This window comes from Bradyrhizobium sp. USDA 4353 (assembly GCF_054063215.1).
Genome location: NZ_JBSSGB010000001.1, coordinates 7251890 through 7273753, shown reverse-complemented (window position 1 = coordinate 7273753; position 21864 = coordinate 7251890). Strand labels below are relative to the sequence as shown.

Annotated in this window: 15 protein-coding genes and 1 pseudogene; 14 read left to right on the top strand and 2 right to left on the bottom strand. The window is 65.6% G+C overall.

The window, feature by feature from the left end:
- The first annotated feature begins 51 nt into the window (after window positions 1–51).
- From ACVILH_RS32740 to glyS, 5 genes are all read left to right on the top strand, one after another.
- On the top strand, window positions 52–969 hold the full coding sequence (locus ACVILH_RS32740) for a S49 family peptidase (RefSeq protein ID WP_456716582.1): 918 nt from the start codon (window positions 52–54) through the stop codon (window positions 967–969).
- 106 nt (window positions 970–1075) lie between these two features.
- The gene (locus ACVILH_RS32735; protein WP_456716581.1) at window positions 1076–1267 is read left to right on the top strand and encodes a hypothetical protein; all 192 of its coding nucleotides are present in this window, start codon (window positions 1076–1078) and stop codon (window positions 1265–1267) included.
- Between the two features lie 122 nt (window positions 1268–1389).
- Entirely contained in the window at window positions 1390–2325 is a 936-nt protein-coding gene (locus ACVILH_RS32730) for a glycine--tRNA ligase subunit alpha (RefSeq protein WP_456717146.1), read from the top strand.
- 504 nt (window positions 2326–2829) lie between these two features.
- Window positions 2830–3261 carry an endonuclease domain-containing protein gene (locus tag ACVILH_RS32725; RefSeq protein WP_456716580.1) on the top strand — a complete coding sequence of 144 codons (432 nt, stop codon included), beginning with the start codon at window positions 2830–2832 and terminating at the stop codon, window positions 3259–3261.
- A gap of 3 nt (window positions 3262–3264) precedes the next feature.
- The gene (glyS, locus tag ACVILH_RS32720; protein WP_456716579.1) at window positions 3265–5508 is read left to right on the top strand and encodes a glycine--tRNA ligase subunit beta; all 2244 of its coding nucleotides are present in this window, start codon (window positions 3265–3267) and stop codon (window positions 5506–5508) included.
- Between the two features lie 520 nt (window positions 5509–6028).
- Here glyS and ACVILH_RS32715 read toward each other — a convergent pair.
- Window positions 6029–6391: a DUF1236 domain-containing protein gene (locus tag ACVILH_RS32715; RefSeq protein WP_456716578.1), complete on the bottom strand. Its 363-nt coding sequence runs from the start codon at window positions 6389–6391 to the stop codon at window positions 6029–6031.
- Window positions 6392–6650: 259 nt separating this feature from the next.
- Here ACVILH_RS32715 and ACVILH_RS32710 point away from each other — a divergent pair, with 259 nt between their 5' ends.
- The 3 genes from ACVILH_RS32710 (at window position 6651) to ACVILH_RS32700 (ending at window position 12098) form a co-directional block, all read left to right on the top strand.
- Entirely contained in the window at window positions 6651–6806 is a 156-nt protein-coding gene (locus ACVILH_RS32710) for a DUF3096 domain-containing protein (protein WP_006613564.1), read from the top strand.
- Window positions 6807–6917: 111 nt separating this feature from the next.
- On the top strand, window positions 6918–9881 hold the full coding sequence (ppdK, locus tag ACVILH_RS32705) for a pyruvate, phosphate dikinase (RefSeq protein ID WP_456716577.1): 2964 nt from the start codon (window positions 6918–6920) through the stop codon (window positions 9879–9881).
- Window positions 9882–10625: 744 nt separating this feature from the next.
- Window positions 10626–12098, top strand: coding sequence for a cell wall hydrolase (locus ACVILH_RS32700; RefSeq protein WP_456716576.1), 1473 nt, complete (start codon window positions 10626–10628; stop codon window positions 12096–12098).
- 20 nt (window positions 12099–12118) lie between these two features.
- On the opposite strand, the gene ACVILH_RS32695 is transcribed toward ACVILH_RS32700, so the two are convergent.
- A complete protein-coding gene (locus ACVILH_RS32695; RefSeq protein WP_456716575.1) occupies window positions 12119–13717 on the bottom strand; it encodes an L-aspartate oxidase in 1599 nt (532 codons plus the stop codon).
- Between the two features lie 366 nt (window positions 13718–14083).
- Here ACVILH_RS32695 and ACVILH_RS32690 point away from each other — a divergent pair, with 366 nt between their 5' ends.
- The 6 genes and pseudogenes from ACVILH_RS32690 to ACVILH_RS32665 all read left to right on the top strand — a co-directional run bounded on the left by ACVILH_RS32690 (window position 14084) and on the right by ACVILH_RS32665 (window position 21854).
- Window positions 14084–15331, top strand: a complete 1248-nt coding sequence (locus tag ACVILH_RS32690; protein ID WP_456716574.1) for an MFS transporter — start codon at window positions 14084–14086, stop codon at window positions 15329–15331.
- Window positions 15332–15396: 65 nt separating this feature from the next.
- Window positions 15397–16384: pseudogene (gene acuI, locus ACVILH_RS32685) on the top strand (acrylyl-CoA reductase (NADPH)).
- A 114-nt stretch (window positions 16385–16498) separates the two neighbouring features.
- On the top strand, window positions 16499–17161 hold the full coding sequence (locus ACVILH_RS32680; RefSeq protein WP_456716573.1) for a hypothetical protein: 663 nt from the start codon (window positions 16499–16501) through the stop codon (window positions 17159–17161).
- Window positions 17162–17342: 181 nt separating this feature from the next.
- Window positions 17343–17576, top strand: a complete 234-nt coding sequence (locus ACVILH_RS32675; protein WP_456716572.1) for a DUF6894 family protein — start codon at window positions 17343–17345, stop codon at window positions 17574–17576.
- 709 nt (window positions 17577–18285) lie between these two features.
- Window positions 18286–19974, top strand: coding sequence for a methyl-accepting chemotaxis protein (locus ACVILH_RS32670; protein ID WP_456716571.1), 1689 nt, complete (start codon window positions 18286–18288; stop codon window positions 19972–19974).
- Window positions 19975–20168: 194 nt separating this feature from the next.
- Window positions 20169–21854, top strand: coding sequence for a methyl-accepting chemotaxis protein (locus tag ACVILH_RS32665; protein ID WP_456716570.1), 1686 nt, complete (start codon window positions 20169–20171; stop codon window positions 21852–21854).
- Window positions 21855–21864 lie beyond the last annotated feature (10 nt).

The following is a 21864-nucleotide window of genomic DNA, read 5'->3' as shown; positions in this document are numbered from 1 at the left end:
CCCTTTGAATGGCAGCGGGGCGATAAAAAATGGTAAATTCGAGGTAACTGGATGTCGGACACTTTGACACAACCTGCCGCTGCGGAAGGGCCTTTTGATCGGTTGAAGGCGCTGCTGCCGGCGCGGCTGCGCGGCGCGCCGGTGGTGCCCGTCGTCCGCCTGTCCGGCGTGATCGGCGCGGTGACGCCATTGCGGCCAGGGCTCACGCTGGCCGGTGTCGCCAAGATGCTGGAGCGGGCGTTCTCGATGCGCAACGCCAAGGCGGTGGCGCTGGTGATCAACTCGCCCGGCGGCTCGCCGGTGCAGTCGCGCCAGATCTATTTGCGCATCCGCCAGCTCGCGACGGAGAAGAAGCTTCCCGTGCTGGTGTTCGTCGAGGACGTCGCCGCGTCCGGCGGCTACATGATCGCCTGCGCGGGCGATGAGATCTTCTGCGATCCGTCCTCGATCCTCGGCTCGATCGGCGTCGTCGGCGGCTCATTCGGCCTGCAGGACCTGATCAAGAAGATCGGCATCGAGCGCCGGCTCTATACGGCCGGCGAGCACAAGGCGATGCTCGATCCGTTCCTGCCCGAGAATCCCGACGACGTGGCGCGGCTGAAGAAGATCCAGCGCGAGATCCACGCGCTGTTCATCTCGCTGGTCAAGGAGAGCCGCACCACGAAGCTGAAGGGCGCCGACGATGTGCTGTTCACCGGCGAGTACTGGGCCGGCGAGACCGCCGTGACGCTCGGCCTGGCGGATGCCATTGGCGACCTCCGCGCCGTGCTGCGCGCCCGCTTCGGCGACAAGGTCGCGATGCCGGTGGTGGCGCCGGCCGGCGGCCTGCTGTCGGGTTTGCTGGGTCGCAAATCCGCCGGCGCCGGCAGCCTGGCCGTGGAAGGCTGGGGCCTCGGCTGGTCGGGCCTGGCCGAGGAGCTGATCTCCGCCGCTGAAACCCGGGCGATCTGGGCCCGATTCGGCTTCTGAGGCCTCAAGGCCGCGCCATTTTGCCCCCTGTAATCCGGATTGCAGGGGGAACCGGGATCAGCGAGAATACGAATCGGGGTGGCTCTCCATGAACAAGGATCGACCAATGCCGCCATTCGTCGCTTTCGCGGGTATGCTGGGCGGGCTTGCCGCGGTTCGCTGGGCCTACAAGACCGCTCAGAAGATCAACCGCGAGCTGGAAGAGATGCGGATGGCGCGTGCCGCCGAGGTCGCGCAGCCCGCCGAGATCAAGACTTTGCGCCGTGATCCCGTGACGGGCGCCTACCGGCCGGGCTGACCTCGCCTGCTCCGAAACGGCGGCTCTGGCCGCCGTTTTATCCGCCCCATTGCCTTGATTCCTTGAGGCCTCGCCGATACGGTCCGCGCGCTTTTCAGACCCGCGAAAGACCGATGCCGACGATGGATTCGCTGCCACAGCACATGCGCCCCGAACGTTCGTTCCAGGGCTTCATCCTGGCCCTGCAACGCTTCTGGGCCGAGCAGGGCTGCGTGATCCTGCAGCCCTACGATATGGAGATGGGCGCGGGCACCTTCCACCCGGCCACGACCTTGCGCGCGCTCGGGCCGAAGCCTTGGAACGCGGCCTATGTGCAGCCGTCGCGGCGTCCGAAGGACGGCCGCTACGGCGAGAATCCGAACCGGATGCAGCACTACTACCAGTTCCAGGTGATCATGAAGCCGTCGCCGCCGAACCTTCAGGAGCTGTACCTGAAGTCGCTCGCCGCGATCGGAATCGACGCCGCCGTGCACGACATCCGCTTCGTCGAGGACGACTGGGAAAGCCCGACCTTGGGCGCCTGGGGCCTCGGCTGGGAGTGCTGGTGCGACGGCATGGAGGTCTCGCAGTTCACCTATTTCCAGCAGGTCGCGGGCTTCGAATGCGCGCCGGTCGCCGGTGAGCTCACCTATGGTCTCGAACGCCTGGCGATGTACGTGCAGGGCGTCGACCGCGTCTATGACCTGAACTTCAACGGCCGCGACGGTGATCAGAAGGTCACCTATGGCGACGTCTTCCTGCAGGCCGAGCAGGAATATTCGCGGCACAATTTCGAGCATGCCGACACCGACATGCTGTTCGAGCAGTTCAAGATGGCCGAGGGCGCCTGCCGCAAATATCTCGATGCCGGCTGGCGTGAGGGTAATCGGAAAGAGCACCTGATGGCGCTGCCGGCCTATGACCAGTGCATCAAGGCCAGCCACGTCTTCAACCTGCTCGACGCCCGCGGCGTCATCTCCGTCACCGAGCGCCAAAGCTACATCCTGCGCGTCCGCGAGCTGGCCAAGGCCTGCGGCGAAGCCTGGCTGCACACGGACGCGGGCGGGGCAGGGGCTTGAGTCATTGTTAGTTGCGGAGGCCGGCTCTTCACCCTCCCCTGGAGGGGGAGGGTCGGCACGCGATCGAGCGGAGCGAGACGCGGGCCGGGGTGGGGTGATCTCTCGGCTCGGGCAGTGTTGATGATGGATAGACTGTCACCCCACCCCGATTGCTCATGCTGTCGCATGAGCAATCGACCCTCCCCCTCCAGGGGAGGGTGGGTCCTGTGCTCGTGGTTGGGTGACAAGATCACCCTCCCCTGGAGGGGGAGGGTCGGCGCGCGATCGAGCGAAGCGAGACGCGGGCCGGGGTGGGGTGATCTCTCGGCTCGGGCAGTGTTGATGATGGATAGACTGTCACCCCACCCCGATTGCTCATGCTTATCGCATGAGCAATCGACCCTCCCCCTCCAGGGGAGGGTGGTCCTGGGGCCGGGATGGGAGCCAAGACAAGATCACCCTCCCCTGGAGGGGGAGGGTCGATCGCGCGCGAAGCGGGCGAGCGGGGTGGGGTGAAGGTGCGAGATGGGCAAACGGCCGATCAGCGATTTCAAACGCCAAACCGCCAAGCGGCTACGCGACAACACGACGGCGGCGGAAGACATCCTGTGGCGTCATCTGCGGCGTCTGGAGATCGAAGGGACTCACTTCAGACGGCAGGTCGTCATCGGTCCCTATGTTGCGGACTTCGCCTGTCTGGCTCGTCGCCTCACCATCGAGGTCGACGGCTCGCAGCACGGCGAGGAAGCAAACATGCAGCGCGACGAGGCTCGGACGCGCTGGCTCAACTCGGAAGGCTATCGCGTTTTGCGATTTTGGAACAACGACGTCATGACCAGGACTGAGGCAGTGCTAGAAGCCATTCACACCGTGCTCGCGGCCACCCCACCCCGCCTGCCCAGGGCAGGCGACCCTCCCTCTCCAGGGGAGGGTGACCCCTCGCGCGGAGAGGCTTGAGACATGCCCGATCTTCTCCTCGAACTGTTCTCCGAAGAAATCCCCGCGCGCATGCAGGCCAAGGCGGCCGACGATCTGCGCCGTCTGGTGACCGACAAGCTGGTGGCGGAGGGCCTGGTCTATGAAGGCGCCAAGGCGTTCGCGACGCCGCGGCGGCTGGCGCTGACGGTGCACGGCATTCCGGCGCGGCAGGCGGATCTGAAAGAGGAGCGCAAGGGTCCGCGCGTCGGCGGTCCCGATGCGGCGATCCAGGGGTTTCTGAAAGCGACCGGCCTGTCCTCGCTCGACGAGGCGACGATCCAGCGCGATCCGAAGAAGGGCGACTTCTACGTCGCGCTGATCGAGAAGCCCGGCCGCGCCACGCTCGACGTGCTCGCCGAGATGTTGCCCGTGATCATCAGGACCTTCCCATGGCCGAAATCGATGCGCTGGGGCAAGCGCTCGCAGACACCGGGTGCGCTGAACTGGGTGCGGCCGCTGCACGCGATCACGGCGACGTTTGGGTTGGAGACCGAGGAGCCTGACGTCGTCAGCTTCGCGATCGACGGCATCGAGGCCGGGCAGACCACCTATGGCCACCGCTTCCTGTCACCCGCGGCGTTCAAGGTGCGCCGCTTCGAGGACTACGAGGCCAAGCTGCTCGACGCCAAGGTCGTGCTCGATCCGCAGCGCCGCAAGGACACCATCGTCACCGACGCCAAGCAGCTCGCCTTTGCGCAAGGCTATGAGCTGGTCGAGGATCAGGTCCTGCTCGACGAGGTCTCCGGCCTCGTCGAATGGCCTGTCGTGCTGATGGGCTCGTTCGATCCGGAGTATCTCAAAGTCCCCGGCGAGGTGATCCGCGCCACCATCCGCAACAACCAGAAATGCTTCGTGGTGCGCGACCCCAAGACGGGCGGGCTCGCGCCGAAATTCATCCTGACCGCCAACATCGAGGCGACCGACGGCGGCAAGACCATCATCGCCGGCAACGAGCGCGTCATCCGCGCCCGGCTGAGCGATGCGAAGTTCTTCTACGAGACGGACCTCAAGACCAGGCTCGAGGACCGGCTGCCGAAGTTCGAGCAGATCGTGTTCCACGAGAAGCTCGGGACGCAGGCCGCGCGCATCGCGCGCATCGAGAAGCTCGCCGCCGAGATCGCGCCGCTGGTCGGCGCTGATGCCGCGAAGACTGCGCGTGCCGCGAAGCTCGCCAAGGCCGATCTCTTGACGGAGGTGGTCGGTGAGTTTCCGGAAGTGCAGGGTCTGATGGGCAAGTACTACGCACTAGCCCAAGGCGAGGATGCCTCGGTCGCCGCCGCCTGCGAGGAGCACTATAAGCCGCAGGGGCCGGGTGATCGCGTGCCGGTGGATCCGGTGTCAGTCGCGGTGGCGCTTGCCGATAAGCTCGACACGCTTGTTGGATTCTTTGTTATCGACGAAAAGCCCACAGGCTCGAAAGATCCCTTCGCCCTACGAAGAGCAGCGTTGGGAGTGCTCCGCATACTGGTCAATGCTAACATTCGGCTCAGGATGTATCCGTTGATCTTTGCTCATGCAGCGATCTTGGAGGCCCAGAGGCGGGGAGCTGACGTCCGAGAATTTTCGTATGCGAGCCTTAAGGAGCATTTGGCGGTGCGGGTGAGGCTTGCTCCGTTCGCTGAAGCAAAACGACTGGTTGAAGAGGCGCATGCGTTGGGGGAGCCGGAGGCATCTCCGGTTGGAAATCTTGCCCCTAAGGCGGACGACCTGATGCTTTTCTTGGTCGACCGCCTCAAGGTGCAGCTCCGCGAGCAGGGCGCCCGCCATGATCTCGTCGACGCCGTATTCGCGCTCGGCGGCCAGGATGACCTGCTGATGGTCGTTCGCCGCGTGGAAGCGCTCGGCAAGTTCCTCGACAGCGACGACGGCAAGAACCTGCTCGCCGGCACCAAGCGCGCCTCCAACATCCTCGCCATCGAGGAGAAGAAGGACAAGCGCAAGTTCGAGGGCGCTGCCGACGCGGCGCTCTACAAGCTCGACGAGGAGAAGGCGCTGGCGAAGGCGATCGGCGAGGTCGGCGCGGAAGCTGGCGCTGCCGTCGCCAAGGAGGATTTCGCCGCGGCGATGCGCGCGATGGCCAAGCTGCGTCCGGCGGTCGATGCGTTCTTCGACAAGGTGAAGGTGAACGACGACGACGCCGCGATCCGCGAGAACAGGCTCAAGCTGCTGAACGAGATCCGCAGCGCGACCCGTGCGGTCGCGGACTTCTCGAAGATCGAGGGCTGAGCCACGCGCACGCTGCGTAGGGTGGGCAAAGCAGCCGCCGTCAGGCGGCAGCGTGCCCACCATCGGGCGGCATGCTCCGACGCAAGATGGTGGGCACGGCGCCACTGCGATCCGCGAGTGGAGACAGCAGGGGCGCGCCTTTGCCCACCCTACAAACTACGCATGAGTTTCAGCTGCCAGATGCAGCGCCCTCTCCCCTTGCGGGAGAGGGCATGTACGGCCCATCCTCGCACGCGGTTGGGTGAGGGGTATCTCTCCGCCGGAGATGCTCGTGGAGAGATACCCCTCACCTAAGCGAGCTTGCGGAACTGTCCTACATGCCCTCTCCCGCAAGGGGCGAGGGCACAGTCACCTGCACCGAGCTCGTTGTTTGCGCTTGATCTCTGCAACGATGAGCCGGGATCGCTCGCGATCAGCTCCACCGCCTCAAAAAGTAAGCCCCGCCCGGCGGGGGGGACCGGGCAGGGCCTTTACATCTGGCCGCTTGCGGGGGCGTTGGCGACCAAATGCGTCTCGATAACTACTCAACCACCTGAATGATCCGTCGCGATCGCGGTTCGACCAGAACAGTTTCGCCGTTCACCACCGTGTAGCGATAAGGTGTCGCACCGAAGCGCTCGGGAACGTCGTAATATGTAACACCCGACTCCGGCAGGACGGTCCCCACAACGACGCGATCCGGGATCACATAGTTGGGAACGCGCTCGCGCACGACATATTCGCGGAATTCCGGGCGACGCTCGACCGTGATCATCGGAGCGTCTTCCTCGACCACGACGCCGCGGCCCACGGTGTAGGACTGGGCCTGCGCCGCTACGGGGATCACGAGTGCGGCCACGAGGGCGGCAAGGGTGACCTTGGCAGGCGTGAGGTAGGTTCGCATGAGCAGGACTCCTTGCAAGTTGATCCGCGGGATGTTGATCCGCTGAATGAGCAACCGGCAGGCGCGCCGGTACCTGCCTCCCAATGCCAGCCCGTGGTCATCGTTCCCCGGGGAACCCGAGGCATTTTCGCGGCAGTTCCTCCTTATGGGGAACCGGAACCCGCGCCGTGCGTCTCCTATTCCGCCACGATCGGCCGGGATAAAGTCCGCGCAATCGAATCGCCTTCTGCTCGTCTTTCCATCCATTCAGAGTCCGTCGATGCATCTGACCGTTGCCCACATCTCGCCGATCATGTCCGTGATCGCCGGAGTCCTCATCCTGATCATGCCGCGCCTGTTGAACTTCATCGTTGCGATCTTCCTGATCCTCAACGGCCTGATCGGCATGGGCCTCTTGAAGTGGCTCCATTTCTAGTCCCGAGAGGCCTCTAGTCCCAAGGTCGGGAACCTCTGTGCTTGCGCCGCAGCGCCCAAAGTGGTGTAAGGCGCGCGATTTCTCCTCCCCATTTGCGGATCGAACCATCTCATGGCCAAAGCGGTAGCGAAGTCTAAGAAAGTCGCAGCGAAATCAAAGCCTTCCAAGCAGGGTAAGGCCAAGGCCGCTCCGCTCGCCCCGCCGCGCAAGGCGCTGAAGACGGCGCCGAAGCCTGCTGCCAAGGCGCCCGCCAAGTCTGCTGCGAAGACGGCGCCGAAAGCGCCAGTGAAAACCGCTCCGAAGAAGCCGGCGAAGACCGCCGCCAAGGTTGCTGCCAAGCCGGTCGCAAAGGCCGCTGCAAAGCCGGCAGCCAAGAGCGCGGTGACCGCGATCAAGCCGAACAAGTGGGTCTATACCTTCGGCGACGGCAAGGCCGAGGGCAAAGCCGGCCTGCGCGATCTGCTCGGCGGCAAGGGCGCCAACCTCGCCGAGATGGCCAATCTCGGGCTGCCGGTGCCTCCGGGCTTCACCATCCCGACCTCGGTCTGCACCTACTTCTACGCCAACGACAAGACCTACCCGAAGGAGCTGCAGGCGCAGGTCGACAAGGCGCTCGACTACATCGGCAAGCTGACGGGGAAGAAGTTCGGCGATCCGGAAAACCCGCTGCTGGTGTCCGTGCGCTCCGGCGCCCGCGCCTCGATGCCGGGCATGATGGACACCGTGCTCAATCTCGGTCTCAACGACCAGACGGTCGAGGCGCTGGCCTCACTGTCCGGCGACCGCCGCTTCGCCTTCGACAGCTACCGCCGCTTCATCACGATGTACTCGGATGTCGTGCTCGGCTTCGAGCACCATCATTTCGAGGACATCCTCGACAGCTTCAAGGACAGCCAGGGCTATCAGCTCGACACCGACCTCTCGTCGGAAGACTGGGAGATGCTGGTCGGCAAGTACAAGGACGCCGTCGCGCACGAGACCGGCAAGGAGTTTCCGCAGGACCCGCACGACCAGCTGTGGGGCGCGATCGGCGCGGTGTTCTCATCCTGGATGAATGCGCGCGCGGTGACCTATCGCAAGCTGCACGACATTCCGGAATCCTGGGGCACCGCCGTCAACGTCCAGGCCATGGTGTTCGGCAACATGGGTGACACCTCGGCGACCGGCGTCGCCTTCACCCGCAATCCCTCGACCGGCGAGAGCAAGCTGTACGGCGAGTTCCTGATCAACGCCCAGGGCGAGGACGTCGTCGCCGGCATCCGCACCCCGCAGGACATCACGGAGGACGCGCGCATCGAGTCCGGCTCCGACAAGGCGTCGATGGAAGTCGCCATGCCCGAAGCCTTCCACGAGCTGACGCGGATCTACACGCTGCTCGAGAAGCACTACCGCGACATGCAGGACATGGAGTTCACGGTCGAGCGCGGCAAGCTGTGGATGCTGCAGACCCGCAGCGGCAAGCGCACCGCCAAGGCGGCGCTGCGCATCGCCGTCGAGCTCGCCAATGAAGGACTGATCTCCGAGAACGACGCCGTGCTGCGCATCGACCCGGCCTCGCTCGATCAGCTCTTGCACCCGACTATCGACCCCGCCGCCAAGCGGGACGTGGTGGCGACCGGTCTGCCGGCCTCGCCGGGTGCCGCCTCAGGCGAGATCGTGTTCTCGTCGGACGAGGCGACCAAGCTGCAGGCCGACGGCCGCAAGGTCATCCTGGTCCGCATCGAGACCTCGCCGGAGGACATCCACGGCATGCATGCCGCGGAAGGCATCCTCACCACCCGCGGCGGCATGACCTCGCATGCGGCGGTGGTCGCGCGCGGCATGGGCAAGCCCTGCGTCTCCGGCTGCGGCACCATCCGCGTCGACTACGGCCGCGGCACGATGAGCATCGGCGGCCGCACCTTCAAGACCGGCGACGTCATCACCATCGACGGTTCGGTCGGCCAGGTGCTCGCCGGGCGCATGCCGATGATCGAGCCGGAGCTGTCCGGCGAGTTTGGCACCTTGATGGGCTGGGCGGATGCCGTGCGCGAGACCGGCGTGCGCGTCAATGCCGACACGCCTGAGGATGCGCGCACCGCGATCAAGTTCGGCGCCGAGGGCATCGGCCTGTGCCGCACCGAGCACATGTTCTTCGAGGAGACCCGCATCCGCACGGTACGCGAGATGATCCTCTCGGAGGAAGAGCAGGAGCGCCGTGCCGCGCTCGCCAAGCTCCTGCCGATGCAGCGCGCCGACTTCGTCGAGCTGTTCGAGATCATGAAGGGCCTGCCGGTCACCATCCGTCTGCTCGATCCGCCGCTGCACGAGTTCCTGCCGCACACGCAGGCGGAAGTGGAAGAGGTCGCACGCGCGATGAACACCGATCCGCGCCGGCTCGCTGACCGCGCCCGTGAGCTCTCCGAGTTCAACCCGATGCTCGGCTTCCGCGGCTGCCGTCTCGCCATCGCCTATCCGGAGATCGCCGAGATGCAGGCGCGCGCGATCTTCGAGGCCGCGGTCGAGGCCGAGAAGCGCACCGGCGAGGCCGTCGGCCTCGAGGTGATGGTGCCGCTGATCGCGACCAAGGCCGAATTCGACCTCGTCAAGGCGCGCATCGATGCGATGGCAGAGGCCGTGATCCGCGAGACCGGCGCTGAGCTGGAGTACCAGGTCGGCACCATGATCGAGCTGCCGCGCGCCGCCCTGATGGCCGGCCAGATCGCCGAGGCCGCCGAGTTCTTCTCGTTCGGCACCAACGACCTGACGCAGACCACGTATGGAATCAGCCGCGACGACGCCGGCAGCTTCCTCGGCGCCTATGTCGCCAAGGGCATCCTCGAGATCGATCCGTTCATCTCCATCGACCGCGACGGCGTCGGCGAGCTCGTCAAGATCGGCGTCGCGCGCGGCCGCGCCACGCGGCCCGACATCAAGGTCGGCATCTGCGGCGAGCATGGCGGCGATCCCGCGTCCGTGGCGTTCTGCCACAAGATCGGCATGAACTACGTCTCGTGCTCGCCCTACCGCGTCCCCATCGCCCGCCTCGCCGCCGCCCAATCCGCGCTCGGCAAGGAGATCGCCAGCCAGGCGTGATGCGGTTCGAACTGAACTGATGAAGGCCGGCACGAGTTGCCGGCCTTTTTCGTTTGGTTTGTGCCACCAGCCGCGCGGCGCGCTCGGTGTACCTCTCCCCGCTCTTTGCGGGGAGAGGTCGGATTGCGCAGCAATCCGGGTGAGGGGCATGGCACCGACGACGCCCAGATGGCGGCCCATCGGACGGGCACAAACGAGACAGTATCGAAGATATCTAAGGTGGACTTGTCGTCATCCGCGAGCTTACAGGTCAGCTCCAAGCAGAGAAGCTGCACCGCCCGTGCGGCTGCCCCTCACCCCGACCCTCTCCCCGTGAAGAACGGGGAGAGGGGGCACACCTCGCGCGCAGCAAGCGCGATCGCCTCGACAAAACGAGCGCGCTCACATCAGCAAGGAGCCGCACGGCGCTTGCACGCATTGTCTCGGCTGTTGTTGCCGCCCGATGTCTCACGTCGCAATGTTCCTCCTACGACCATCTCGCAGCGACGCATCGGATCTCATCGACGCCGCAAAAATTCATTCACCACGTTCGTTGACAGAATCTTCACCACTCTCGTCACGCCGCTGTTTACCACGCAGATCGATCGCAACGCGCCGCACAACCTCGCCGCTTGCATGTTTCAAACATGCAACGCGGGTTAACTCCTCGGCAACCTAAACCCGATACGAACATGACAGATCGAATTGCACGGAAGCACTGTCGTTCGGTCGAGTGAGTAGCGTAGCGTTGCGTTGAGCGTATCGATGTTAGTTCTGCGTCCCGGGCCGAAGGGCGCGCGTGTTGCGTCCTTCGGACTCGGTCTCTGCGTCTTCGCTCTGATGCCGACAGAGACCGGGTATCAAGACATCGCTTCTCAGCTCGCCCGCCAGCCGGGCGTCGCCGAGCGCTGGCAGAAGCGTGTGTCCTCGGCTGCGGCCTCCGTTCAGGTTGCGACCTACAGCTTCGGGCTTCCGATCGGAACCTCGACGCCGCAAGGCGGCATTCGCCTGGCAAGTCTCAGCGGCCGCGGCCTCGACATCACCGGCAGCACGACGCCGCGCAATCCGGCGCTGCAGGTGCCGCCGCGCTATCAGTCCTCGGATTTTCCCAAGGTCGATCGCACGCTGAAGGGCGATCGTCTCGTGGTGCGTCCGCCGACGCCGGCGCCATCCAGCGAGACCGCCGAGCCCGTCGAGGGCGCACCGACGGAGCCCGCGCCGTCAGCGCCGGCCGCGCCCGATTCGAACTCATCGGTGTTCGGCGCCAAGACAAGCGAAGCTCCGACCGAAGCGCCGGCGTCGCGCGCTGCACTCGATCCCGAATTGCAGGAAGCGTTGAGCGCGCCGCCGCTGTCTCAGTACGACGCTTCGAAGCCGGACGTGCGTCCCTCGGGCGATCTCAAGCCTGCGACCGAGTTGCCGGCCGAGAGCGCGCCGACCGCCGACGGCCTGAACATCAAGACCGCCAATCTGTATTTCGGCACGACCTCGCTCGGCGGCGTCGCCGGCAGCATGGAAACCTGGCAGCCCGGCGAGGCGCCGCTGATCGTGATGCCGGATCCGGACCTAAAGCCGATGGCGGCGCTGTCGCAGCCTTCGGAGGACGTCGTAAAGGCCGGCGACGGCGGCGAAAGCGTCGCGCCGAAAGGGGAGGTCAACACCGACAATCAGCGCGCGCGAACGCCTGCGGAGCGCCTCGGTCTCACCAACGACAAGGCGCGCTTCAAGTCCGAGAAGTGCCTCGCAGAGGCGGTGTATTTCGAAGCGCGTGGCGAGGCCGTGCGCGGCCAGATCGCGGTGGCGCAGGTGGTGCTGAACCGCGCGTTCTCCGGCTACTATCCGACCACTGTGTGCGGTGTCGTCTACCAGAACAAATACCGCCACTTCGCCTGTCAGTTCACCTTCGCTTGCGACAACGTCGCGGATGTGGTGCGCGAGCCCGAGATGTGGGACCGCGCCAAGAAGATCGCCAAGGCGATGCTCGACGGCTTGATCTGGCTGCCCGAGGTCGGCAAGTCGACGCACTACCATGCCTATTGGGTGCGGCCGTCCTGGGTCGCCGAGATGAAGCGCATGTACAAGTTCGGCGTCCACACCTTTTACCGCCCGAAGCGCTGGGGCGACGGCAGCGATGCGCCGAGCTGGGGTACGCCGCAGCAGACCGCGGCCATTTCGGCCGAGCTTACCGAGGCCGCCAAGAGCGAGGCCGAGATCAATCCGAACTGGACGCGGCGCTAGATCGATTGCCGCGCCAAGCGCTACGCGCTGAGCGACCGCGGCAATCGCACCGTCGGCCGTGCCGCGATCTCGTCGGCGATCTCGCGCGCTGCGGCGAGGGTGGTCATGGTCCGCTGCGCGAAGCTCGGATTCTCGGCCGGGCAATCGGCGCGGCAATGCGCGCCGCGGCTTTCGCGCCGGCTCCAGGCGGCGGTGGCAATCAGCAGCGCGGCCGTCGCCATGCTGCGCAGCGCCGGGTCGACGCTGTCGCGCTCGAGCTTCGCAATGGTGCCGACGGCCTCGGCTAGCCCTTCCTCGTCGCGGATCACACCGACCTGGCTGGTCATGATCTCGCGCAGTATTTTCACGTTCAGCGTGGCATCGGCGCCCGCGGGGTCCGCGAAGGCAACGTGCTGCAGGGCAGGGCGGGTCGCAAAGGCGCGGCCGGAGATGTCCTCGGCGATCCGGTTGGCGAACACCAAGGCGGCGAGCAGCGCGTTGCCGGCAATGTGGTTGGCGCCATCGGTGGCGGTCGCCGCGGTTTCGCCGGCCGCCCACAGCCCGTCGATGGAGCTGCGGCCGCGGCGATCGACCGCGATGCCGCCCATGTGGAAGTGCGCCGCCGGGGCCACCGGAATCGGCTGCCGGGTCGGGTCGAGCCCGGCAGCGGCGCAGGCCCGGTGCAGCATCGGATAGCGCTCGGCGACGTCGTCATCGAGCACGTCGCGCGCATCGAGGAACGCGCCGCGTCCGGCTGCGATCTCCGCCAGGATGCCGCGTGCGACCGTATCGCGCGGCGCGAGATCGACCAGCGGATGGCGCGGCAGCATGAAGCGCTGGCCGCGCCGGTTGACCAGGATCGCACCGGCGCCGCGCAGGCTCTCGCTGACCACCGGTGACGGATGCTGCCCGGTCGTCATCGCCGTCGGGTGGAACTGCACGAATTCGGGGTCGGCGATCACGGCGCCGGCGCGCGCGGCGATCGCAAGGCCGGTGCCGTTGGCGTGAGCCGGGTTGGTGGTCGTGGCGAACAGATGTCCGACGCCGCCGGTCGCGAGCACGACCGCCCGCGCGGCCACCACCACCGGCGCGGCCGCGCCATCGCCGGTCTTGCGCAACTGCAGACCACACACCGCGCCGCCCTCGGTCAGCAGCGCGTCCGCGACATGTCCCTCGATCACGCGGATCGACGGCGTCGCGCGCACCGCCTCGGTCAGCGCGCCGACGATCGCCTGTCCGGTGAAATCGCCACGGACGCTGAGGATCCGTCGCGCCGCATGCGCTGCCGCGCGCGACGTCGCCAGTCCCCCTTTGGGATCACGATCGAACGCAACGCCGAGACTCAGCAGATCCTCGATTCGGGCGAGACCGTCGCGAGCGAGCTCGAGCGCTGCGACCTCGTCGACAAGGCCGGCGCCGGCGGCCATCATGTCGGCCGCATGGGCTTCGGGGCTGTCGCCGGGAGAGACGGCGGCTGCGATATCGGCCTGCATCGTGGCGCCGAACGCCGGCTCGCCGAGCGCGGTCGCGGAGATCAAGATGACCGGCCGCGGTGCGAGCTTCAGCGCGCAGAACAGTCCTGCCACGCTGGCGCCGACGATCACCACGTCGCCCGTCGTTTCGATCTGGTCATGGTCCATAGGCTGTCCAAATTCCACATTCGGTGCGTATGTGTACCAAGCGACCAGTTAGTGCTTCTTCAGAGACATCGGTCGCTGTTTACAGGTGTTTGGCGACAAATCGCGGCCGTTCTGACGGTCGCTCCCGTGAAGCGTGAATCGTCGTTGCTCACTCGCGCATTGCGATGGAAATAGTCCCGCTATACTGGTGCGCTGCATGAGTTTCATCGATGGAACCTCATCATGGATGACGCGGTGTCATGACGCGATGCGTCATCGATTTTTTTCATGGCTGAGTTCCTGCTTTTGAGCTTGGGAGTTCAATGCAAATGCATTAACCCCTGAGGATGCGCCGACGATGCGCAGCGCAGCAGGGGAGGACCAGTGATGTCGATACAGGCAGGCGATCTCGGCACGGCCTCCCGCGCGCAGGGCTGGCGCACGCCGCTCGTCATCATCGTCTGCGGCTGTGCGATCGCGCTGCTCAGCTTCGGCCCGCGCTCCAGCCTCGGCTTCTTCGTGCAGCCGATGAGCCGCGAATTCGCCTGGGGCCGCGACGTGTTCGCGCTCGCGGTCGCCGTGCAGAACCTGCTGTGGGGGCTCGGCCAGCCGCTCGCCGGCGCCATCGCCGACCGCTTCGGCGTCATGCGCGTGATCTGCGTCGGCGCGCTGCTCTATGCCGGTGGATTGCTGATGATGCGCTACGCGACGACGCCGCTGTCGCTGGATATCGGCGCCGGTGTGCTGGTCGGGTTCGGCCTGTCCGGCTGCTCGTTCAACCTGATCCTGTCGGCCTTCAGCAAGCTGCTGCCGCCGGAGCGGCGCGGCCTCGCGCTCGGCGCCGGCACGGCGGCCGGCTCGCTCGGCCAGTTCCTGTTTGCTCCGTTCGGCGTGGCGCTGATCGACCAGTTCGGCTGGCAGAGCGCGCTCACGGTGTTCTCCGTGCTGATGCTGTTCATCCTGCCGCTGTCGCTCGCGGTGGCGACGCCGCCGGCGGCCGAGGCCAAGCCGACCGAGGCCGAGCAGCAATCGTTCACGACCGCGCTGATGGAGGCGTTCGGCCACCGCTCCTACGTGCTGCTCGTGCTGGGCTTCTTCACCTGCGGCTTCCAGCTCGCCTTCATCACCGTGCATCTGCCGGCGTTCCTGGTCGATCGCGGCCTGTCCGCGCAGGTCGGCGGCTGGGTGATCGCGGCGATCGGCCTGTTCAACATCATCGGCTCGCTCAGCGTCGGCTGGCTGCAGAGCCGGCTGCCGAAGCGCTACATCCTGTCCTTCATCTACTTCACCCGCGCGCTGGCAACCCTCGCCTTCATCTCGTTCCCGATCACGCCGGCCAGCTCGATCGCCTTTGGCGCGGTGTCGGGGCTCGCCTGGCTGTCCACGGTGCCGCCGACCTCCTCGCTGGTCGCGATCATGTTCGGCACGCGCTGGCTCGCCACGCTCTACGGCTTCGCCTTCGTCAGCCATCAGGTCGGCGGCTTCCTCGGCGTCTGGCTCGGCGGCATCGTGTTCGAGCGCTACGGCTCGTACACGCCGATCTGGTGGCTCTCGATCCTGTTCGGCGTGCTCTCGGCCTTGATCAACCTGCCGATCGTCGAGAAGCCGGTGGCGCGGGCGGTGCCGGCAACCTGAGTTGCGCCGACGGTCCGTTTCGCTAAACATGGCCTGAAATCGAACAAAGCGCAGGGAGTGCCGCTGTGGGAACGTTCAAGGCGATCCGGATCGACAAGGCCGACAAGGGGGACCACGGCCGCACTGACGCAGTTCGACGAAGCCGAGCTGATGGATGGCGATGTCACGGTCAAGGTCGAGTGGTCCGACTTGAACTACAAGGACGGCCTGGCGCTGACCGGCAAGGCGCCGGTGGTGCGGCGCTTCCCGATGATCGCCGGCATCGATTTCGCCGGCACGGTCGAGCAGTCGAGCCACCCGGACTGGAAGCCCGGCGACGCCGTGATCTGCACCGGCTGGGGCATGGGCGAGACCCATCTCGGCGCCTACGCCGAGAAGGCCCGGGTCAAGGGCGACTGGCTGGTGGCGCTGCCGCAGGCTCTCTCGGCCCGCGACGCCATGGCGATCGGCACCGCCGGCTTCACTGCGATGCTCTCGGTGCTCGCGCTGGAGAAGCATGGCCTGACCCCCGCCAGCGGCCCAGTGGTGGTGACGGGCGCAGCCGGCGGCGTGGGCTCGGTGGCCACGGCCGTGCTGGCCAAGCTCGGCTACCACGTCATCGCCTCGACCGGACGTCCTGCCGAAGCGGATTATCTGAAATCGCTCGGCGCCGCCGAGGTCATCGACCGCCAAGAGCTGTCCGGGCCGGCGAAGCCGCTGGCCAAGGAGCGCTGGGCGGGCGGCATCGACAGCGTCGGCTCCAATACGCTGGCCAATCTGCTGTCGATGACCAAGTATGGCGGTGCCATTGCCGGTTGTGGCCTGGCCGCCGGCATGGACCTGCCGTCCTCGGTCGCCCCGTTCATCTTGCGCGGCGTGTGCCTGCTCGGCATCGATTCGGTGATGTGCCCGTTGCCCGCCCGCAGGGCTGCCTGGGCGCGCCTCGCAACCGACGTGGATCGTTCAAAACTGTCTGAAATTACTCACGAAATCGCCCTGGATGAGGTCGCCTCGCTGGGACCTCAGATCCTCGCAGGCCAGGTTCGCGGCCGCACCGTGGTAAGGATATCCTGAGGATGTTCAGACTTTTCAAACCATGATGCTCCATTGTTGCCATGGTTGGTATGGTAAGCATGGGGTAAAGATACCGCCTTACCCGCTGTGTGGGGTTAAGTGGGAGTTGGAAGCATGCTCGCGCGTTTATTGCTGGGGACCGTTGCGGTTGGTGCCATGGTCGCGCCCGCGATCGCGGGATCGATGACGGCCGACGAGGCGCGCAAATTCGTGGCCGGCAAGGTGTTCGCATTCACCTGCGTCGACGGCACCCGCGGCGCGGGCCGCCTTCTCGACGACATGGGCGCCGCCGGCGCAGTGCAGTTTGCGGGCTCGGGACCGGTGCGTCACATCCGCCTGCCCGGCAACACTCTGCAGATCCGCGGCGAGAATGTCTGCGCCTCGATCAAGGGCATGCCGTTCGAGCCGTGCTTCAATCTCGACAAGAAGGACGAGCGCAGCTTCCGCGGCTCGGTCTCGGGTCTCGGCGCCTTCGCCTATTGTGACTTCCAGCACCAGGGCGGCGCGACCATGCTGATGGCGCGTGCCGTTGCGCGTCCACGCGGCCCGCGTGCAGCCGCGCCCGCCGCTGCCGATCCGTCCCATACGGAGGTCGCCGCGCGGGTGGAAACGCCGCGCGTGGAGCGCAGCAAGGTCGAGCCGGTGAAAGCGGAATCCGCGAAGCCCGACGCGCCCAAATCTGAAAACGCCAAATCTGAAAACGCGAAGTCCGAAAGCGCGAAGTCCGAAAACGCGAAGGTTGATGCCGCATCGGAGCTGCGCCGGTCGACTGATTAGTTGTTAGTTCACGTATCCTTTTGAAAAACGCGCTGCAATTAACATAGATCAATCTCCTCCTGATCGAGCGCACGGTAGTGGTCATTGCGCCGTAATCGTACGGACCGCTTGATTCATGCCTCGGTAGCGACTCACGTTGCAGTTTTCGACCGGGGGGGTGGCCCACTGGAAAGGGTCGTTAATGTCGCTCTACTTCTTTCGCATCAGCCAGGGCCGTTATTCCGGCGCTGCTGATCAGCCTTATGAATTCGCCAACCGGGAGACCGCCTGGAACGAGTTGACCGCAGTCTGCTCGGACCTGATCGGCGGAATCTCGAAGACGCTGCAACAGGGGGCCGAGTGGCAGATGGAGCTGCTCGACGAAGCCAAGCAGCCGGTGTTCCGCATCCGCCTGGTGTCCGAAGCGGTCGCCTGATCGCCGTCGTGCCGGACGATTCGCACGGGCCTGATCTGGCCGCGGCGGCCTCGCCGGCGTTCCCTTAAATTGCAGCATTCGCGCCCGAACGCTTGATGCGAGCAGGCCGAAGAGCTCGGCACTGCCGCTGCATCCAGACGCGGCGTCTCGTCCTCTCTAAGCGTCAGCCTGGCGGCCTCCCGAACCATCCACCGTCCCTAAGTGCTCGCCAGGAGACCGTAACAAACTGCATCCTGTCGCCATGGGCTGTTAGTTCGTAGCTCAGCATGAGGTGCTGCTCTGAGAACGTTGCCTGCTATCCCGTGTGCCGCCGCCGTCCGCGATTTCTGGTTGCAGATTAACTCGCCTTTAAAGATCTGTGGCATACCACAAGTTGAACGATCAGCCCGGCGTGAGATCGAAGGTCTTGCTTCCTGCGATACCTCGACTGGTGTCTTACTACGCTTGGCGCATCGTCATCGGTTTCAGAACACCGCGCGGTCAGCGCGGTGTGCATTTTATATGCATTTGTCAGTAGTCTTACGGGCTCGGAATTAACTCCCGATAAGCCTGTTTCGCACCCAATGACACCGTCAGAGCCGAATGAGACCTCGCCGTTTCGGAGGCTCCCGATTCTCTGACCTCGACGCCGCGCAGCGCAGACCTGAACGTTCGGGCTGTCCTTGGCGCTGCGAGAATCGGCCGAATGCGTAGTCAGCTGGGGTCATCCGTGTCAAAATTGTCCATACGTACAAAGATTATTTCGGTCATCGCTTTCATGCTCGTCACGATGTGCGGGCTCGGTGCGCTCGCGGTGGTCAGCATGCAGTCGATCAATGCCAACACCGTTGACATCGCGACCAACTGGCTGCCGAGCGTGCGCGCGATCGGCGAGCTGCGCTCCGACATCAATCTCCTGCGCATCGCGCTGCGTGCGCATGTGATGTCGGAAACGGCAGAGGCGAAGGATGCGGCGGAGAAGCGCGTCAACGGAATCCTGGAAACCATCAACAAGGACCGCAAGACCTACGAGCCGATGATCACCTCGGCCGAGGAGCGCGCGATCTACGACAATTGGGTGCAAGCCTGGGAAAAGTATGTCGTCGCGGTCAAGCAGGTGATGGCCGAGTCCAGCAAGAGTGTCGGAAAGATTCCGCGCGAGGCGACCGAGCTGCTGGAAAAATCTGCAGCCGCGATCGCCCGCGACGCCGACAAGTACTTCGTCCAGGACATCGAGTTCAACAACAAGGGCGCCGAGGAGGCCACGCGGCAGGCCGCGCACAGCTTCGCGCGCGCGATCTGGCTGGTCGTCTCGATCATTGCCGCCGCCGTCATCACCGGCATCGCCGTCGGCATCTATCTGGTGAAGAATGTCTCGCAAGGCATCGCCTCGATCATCAAGCCGATGCAGGAGCTCGCCAAGGGCGATCTGTCCGCCGAGGTGACGCACCGCGGCGAGCCGACCGAGATCGGCGCGATGGCTGACACGTTGCAGGTATTCAAGGAAGCGCTGATCGCCAAGAAGGAGGCGGACGAGCTCGCCGCTGCTGATGCCGAGGCCAAGATCGAGCGCGGCCGCCGCGTCGACAACATCACGCGTCAGTTCGAGGCGACGATCGGCGAGATCGTGCAGACGGTGTCGTCGGCCTCGACCGAGCTCGAGCATTCCGCCGGCGCCTTGTCGTCGACGGCGACGCGCTCGCAGCAGATTTCGACGGCGGTGGCCGCCGCCTCGGAAGAAGCGTCAACCAACGTGCAGTCGGTGGCGTCGGCCACCGAGGAGCTGTCCTCATCGATCACCGAGATCAGCCGTCAGGTGCAGGAATCGGCCCGCATGGCCACCGAAGCCGTCGACCAGGCCCGCATGACCAATGATCGGGTCAGCGAGCTGAGCAAGGCGGCAGCCCGCATCGGCGACGTCGTCGAGCTGATCAACTCCATCGCGGGCCAGACCAACCTCCTGGCGCTGAACGCGACCATCGAGGCCGCGCGCGCCGGCGAGGCCGGCCGCGGCTTTGCCGTCGTCGCCTCCGAGGTGAAGGCGCTCGCCGAGCAGACCGCAAAGGCCACCGACGAGATCGGCCAGCAGGTCTCGGGCATCCAGGCCGCGACGCAGGAGTCCGTCGGCGCCATCCGTGCGATCTCCACGACGATCGAACGGCTGTCCGAGATCTCCTCGGCGATCGCTGCGGCCGTGGAGGAGCAGGGCGCCGCGACCCAGGAAATCTCGCGTAACGTGCAGCAGGCCTCGCAGGGAACGCAGCAGGTTTCCTCGAATGTCGTCGACGTTCAGCGCGGCGCGTCGGAGACGGGCCAGGCGTCGTCGCATGTCCTCTCCGCAGCGCAATCGCTGGCAGCTGACAGCGACCGACTGAAGCGCGAGGTCGCATCTTTCCTGCAATCGGTGCGCGCAGCCTGATCGCGCTGCATCACCTAACACCGTATTAGTACGACTTTCGACAATTAACGGAACTTTGCGGACATGGCGGTAAACTGCGCCCCAGCAGTTGCCGCCTTTTCGTTTCGCCGCGGCGGCGTCCGACCCGGCAGTGGTGCTGTGTCCGGATCGACACGGCCGATGGTGCGAGACGGGAATTCTCGGAGGGATCAGTCGTGTCAAAGCTTTCCATTCGCCTAAAGATCATCTCGGTGATCGCCTTCATGCTGATCGTGATGTCGGGCCTGGGCGTGTTATCGCTCCGCAGCATGCGCGCGATCAACGAGCGGACCGTCGACATCGCAACTAACTGGCTGCCGAGCGTGCGCGCGCTGGGCGCATTGCGTGCTGACATCAACGTGTATCGGCTGACGTTGCGCGCCCATGTCATGGCACTGACGCCCGAGGCGAAAGCGAACAACGACAAGCGCATGGCCGACGTTCTCGAGAAGGTGAAGAAGGACATCAAGGCCTATCAGCCGCTGATATCGAGCGCCGAGGAGCGCGAGATCTATGAAGCCTGGACGCGGGCCTGGGACAAGTACACCACCGAAGCCGACAAGGTGCTCGAGGTTTCGCGCAAGAGCATCGGCAAGCTGCCCGATGATGTCGATGCGCTGTTCAAGCTCCCCGGCGCGGCCGCGGCCGCGCAGGAGGAGATTCTAACCAAGGCGATCGACTATAACGACAAGGGTGCGGAGATCGCGACGCGCGATGCTGCCGACGGCTACAACACCACTTTCTGGGTCGTGACCTCGATCATTCTAGGCGCTGTCGCCGCCGGCATTGCTGTCGGCTACTATCTTGTCCACGACGTCTCCTCCGGGATCGCCTCGATCATCAGGCCGATGCAGGCGCTCGGCCAGGGCGATCTGTCGGCCGAGGTGCCGCATCGTGGCGAGCCGACCGAGATGGGCGCGATGGCCGACACCTTGCAGGTGTTCAAGGAGGCGCTGATCGCCAAGCGGGATGCGGATGCTGCCGCCGCCCGTGACGCCGAGGCCAAGATCGAGCGCGGCCGCCGCGTCGACAACATCACGCGGCAGTTCGAGAATACGATCGGAGAGATCGTGCAGACGGTGTCGTCGGCTTCGACCGAGCTCGAGCATTCGGCCGGCGCATTGTCCTCGACCGCCACGCGCTCGCAGGAGATCTCGACCCAGGTCGCCGCCGCCTCGGAGGAAGCCTCGACCAATGTGCAGTCGGTGGCCTCCGCCACCGAGGAGCTGTCGTCCTCGATCACCGAGATCAGCCGCCAGGTGCAGGAATCCGCGCGCATGGCGCAGGAGGCCGTCTCGCAGGCGCGCCAGACCAACGACCGCGTCGGCGAGTTGTCGAAGGCCGCCGCGCGCATTGGCGATGTCGTCGAGCTGATCAACTCGATCGCCGGCCAGACCAACCTGCTGGCGTTGAACGCGACGATCGAGGCCGCGCGCGCCGGCGAAGCTGGCCGCGGCTTCGCTGTTGTCGCCTCCGAGGTCAAGGCGCTTGCGGAGCAGACCGCGAAAGCGACCGGCGAGATCGGCCAGCAGATCGGCAGCATCCAGGCCGCGACGCAGGAGTCCGTCGGCGCCATCCGCGATATTTCGGGCACGATCGAGCGTCTGTCGGAAATCTCCTCGGCGATCGCAGCGGCCGTCGAGGAGCAGGGCGCCGCGACCCAGGAGATCGCGCGCAACGTCCAGCAGGCTTCGCATGGCACGCAGCAGGTCTCGGCGAATGTCGTCGACGTGCAGCGCGGCGCCTCCGAGACCGGGCAGGCGTCGGCGCACGTGCTCGACGCCGCCAAGTCGCTGGCGTCAGACAGCGACCGGCTCAAGCGCGAGGTCGCCTCGTTCCTGCAATCGGTGCGCGCAGCCTAATCGCGCGCGA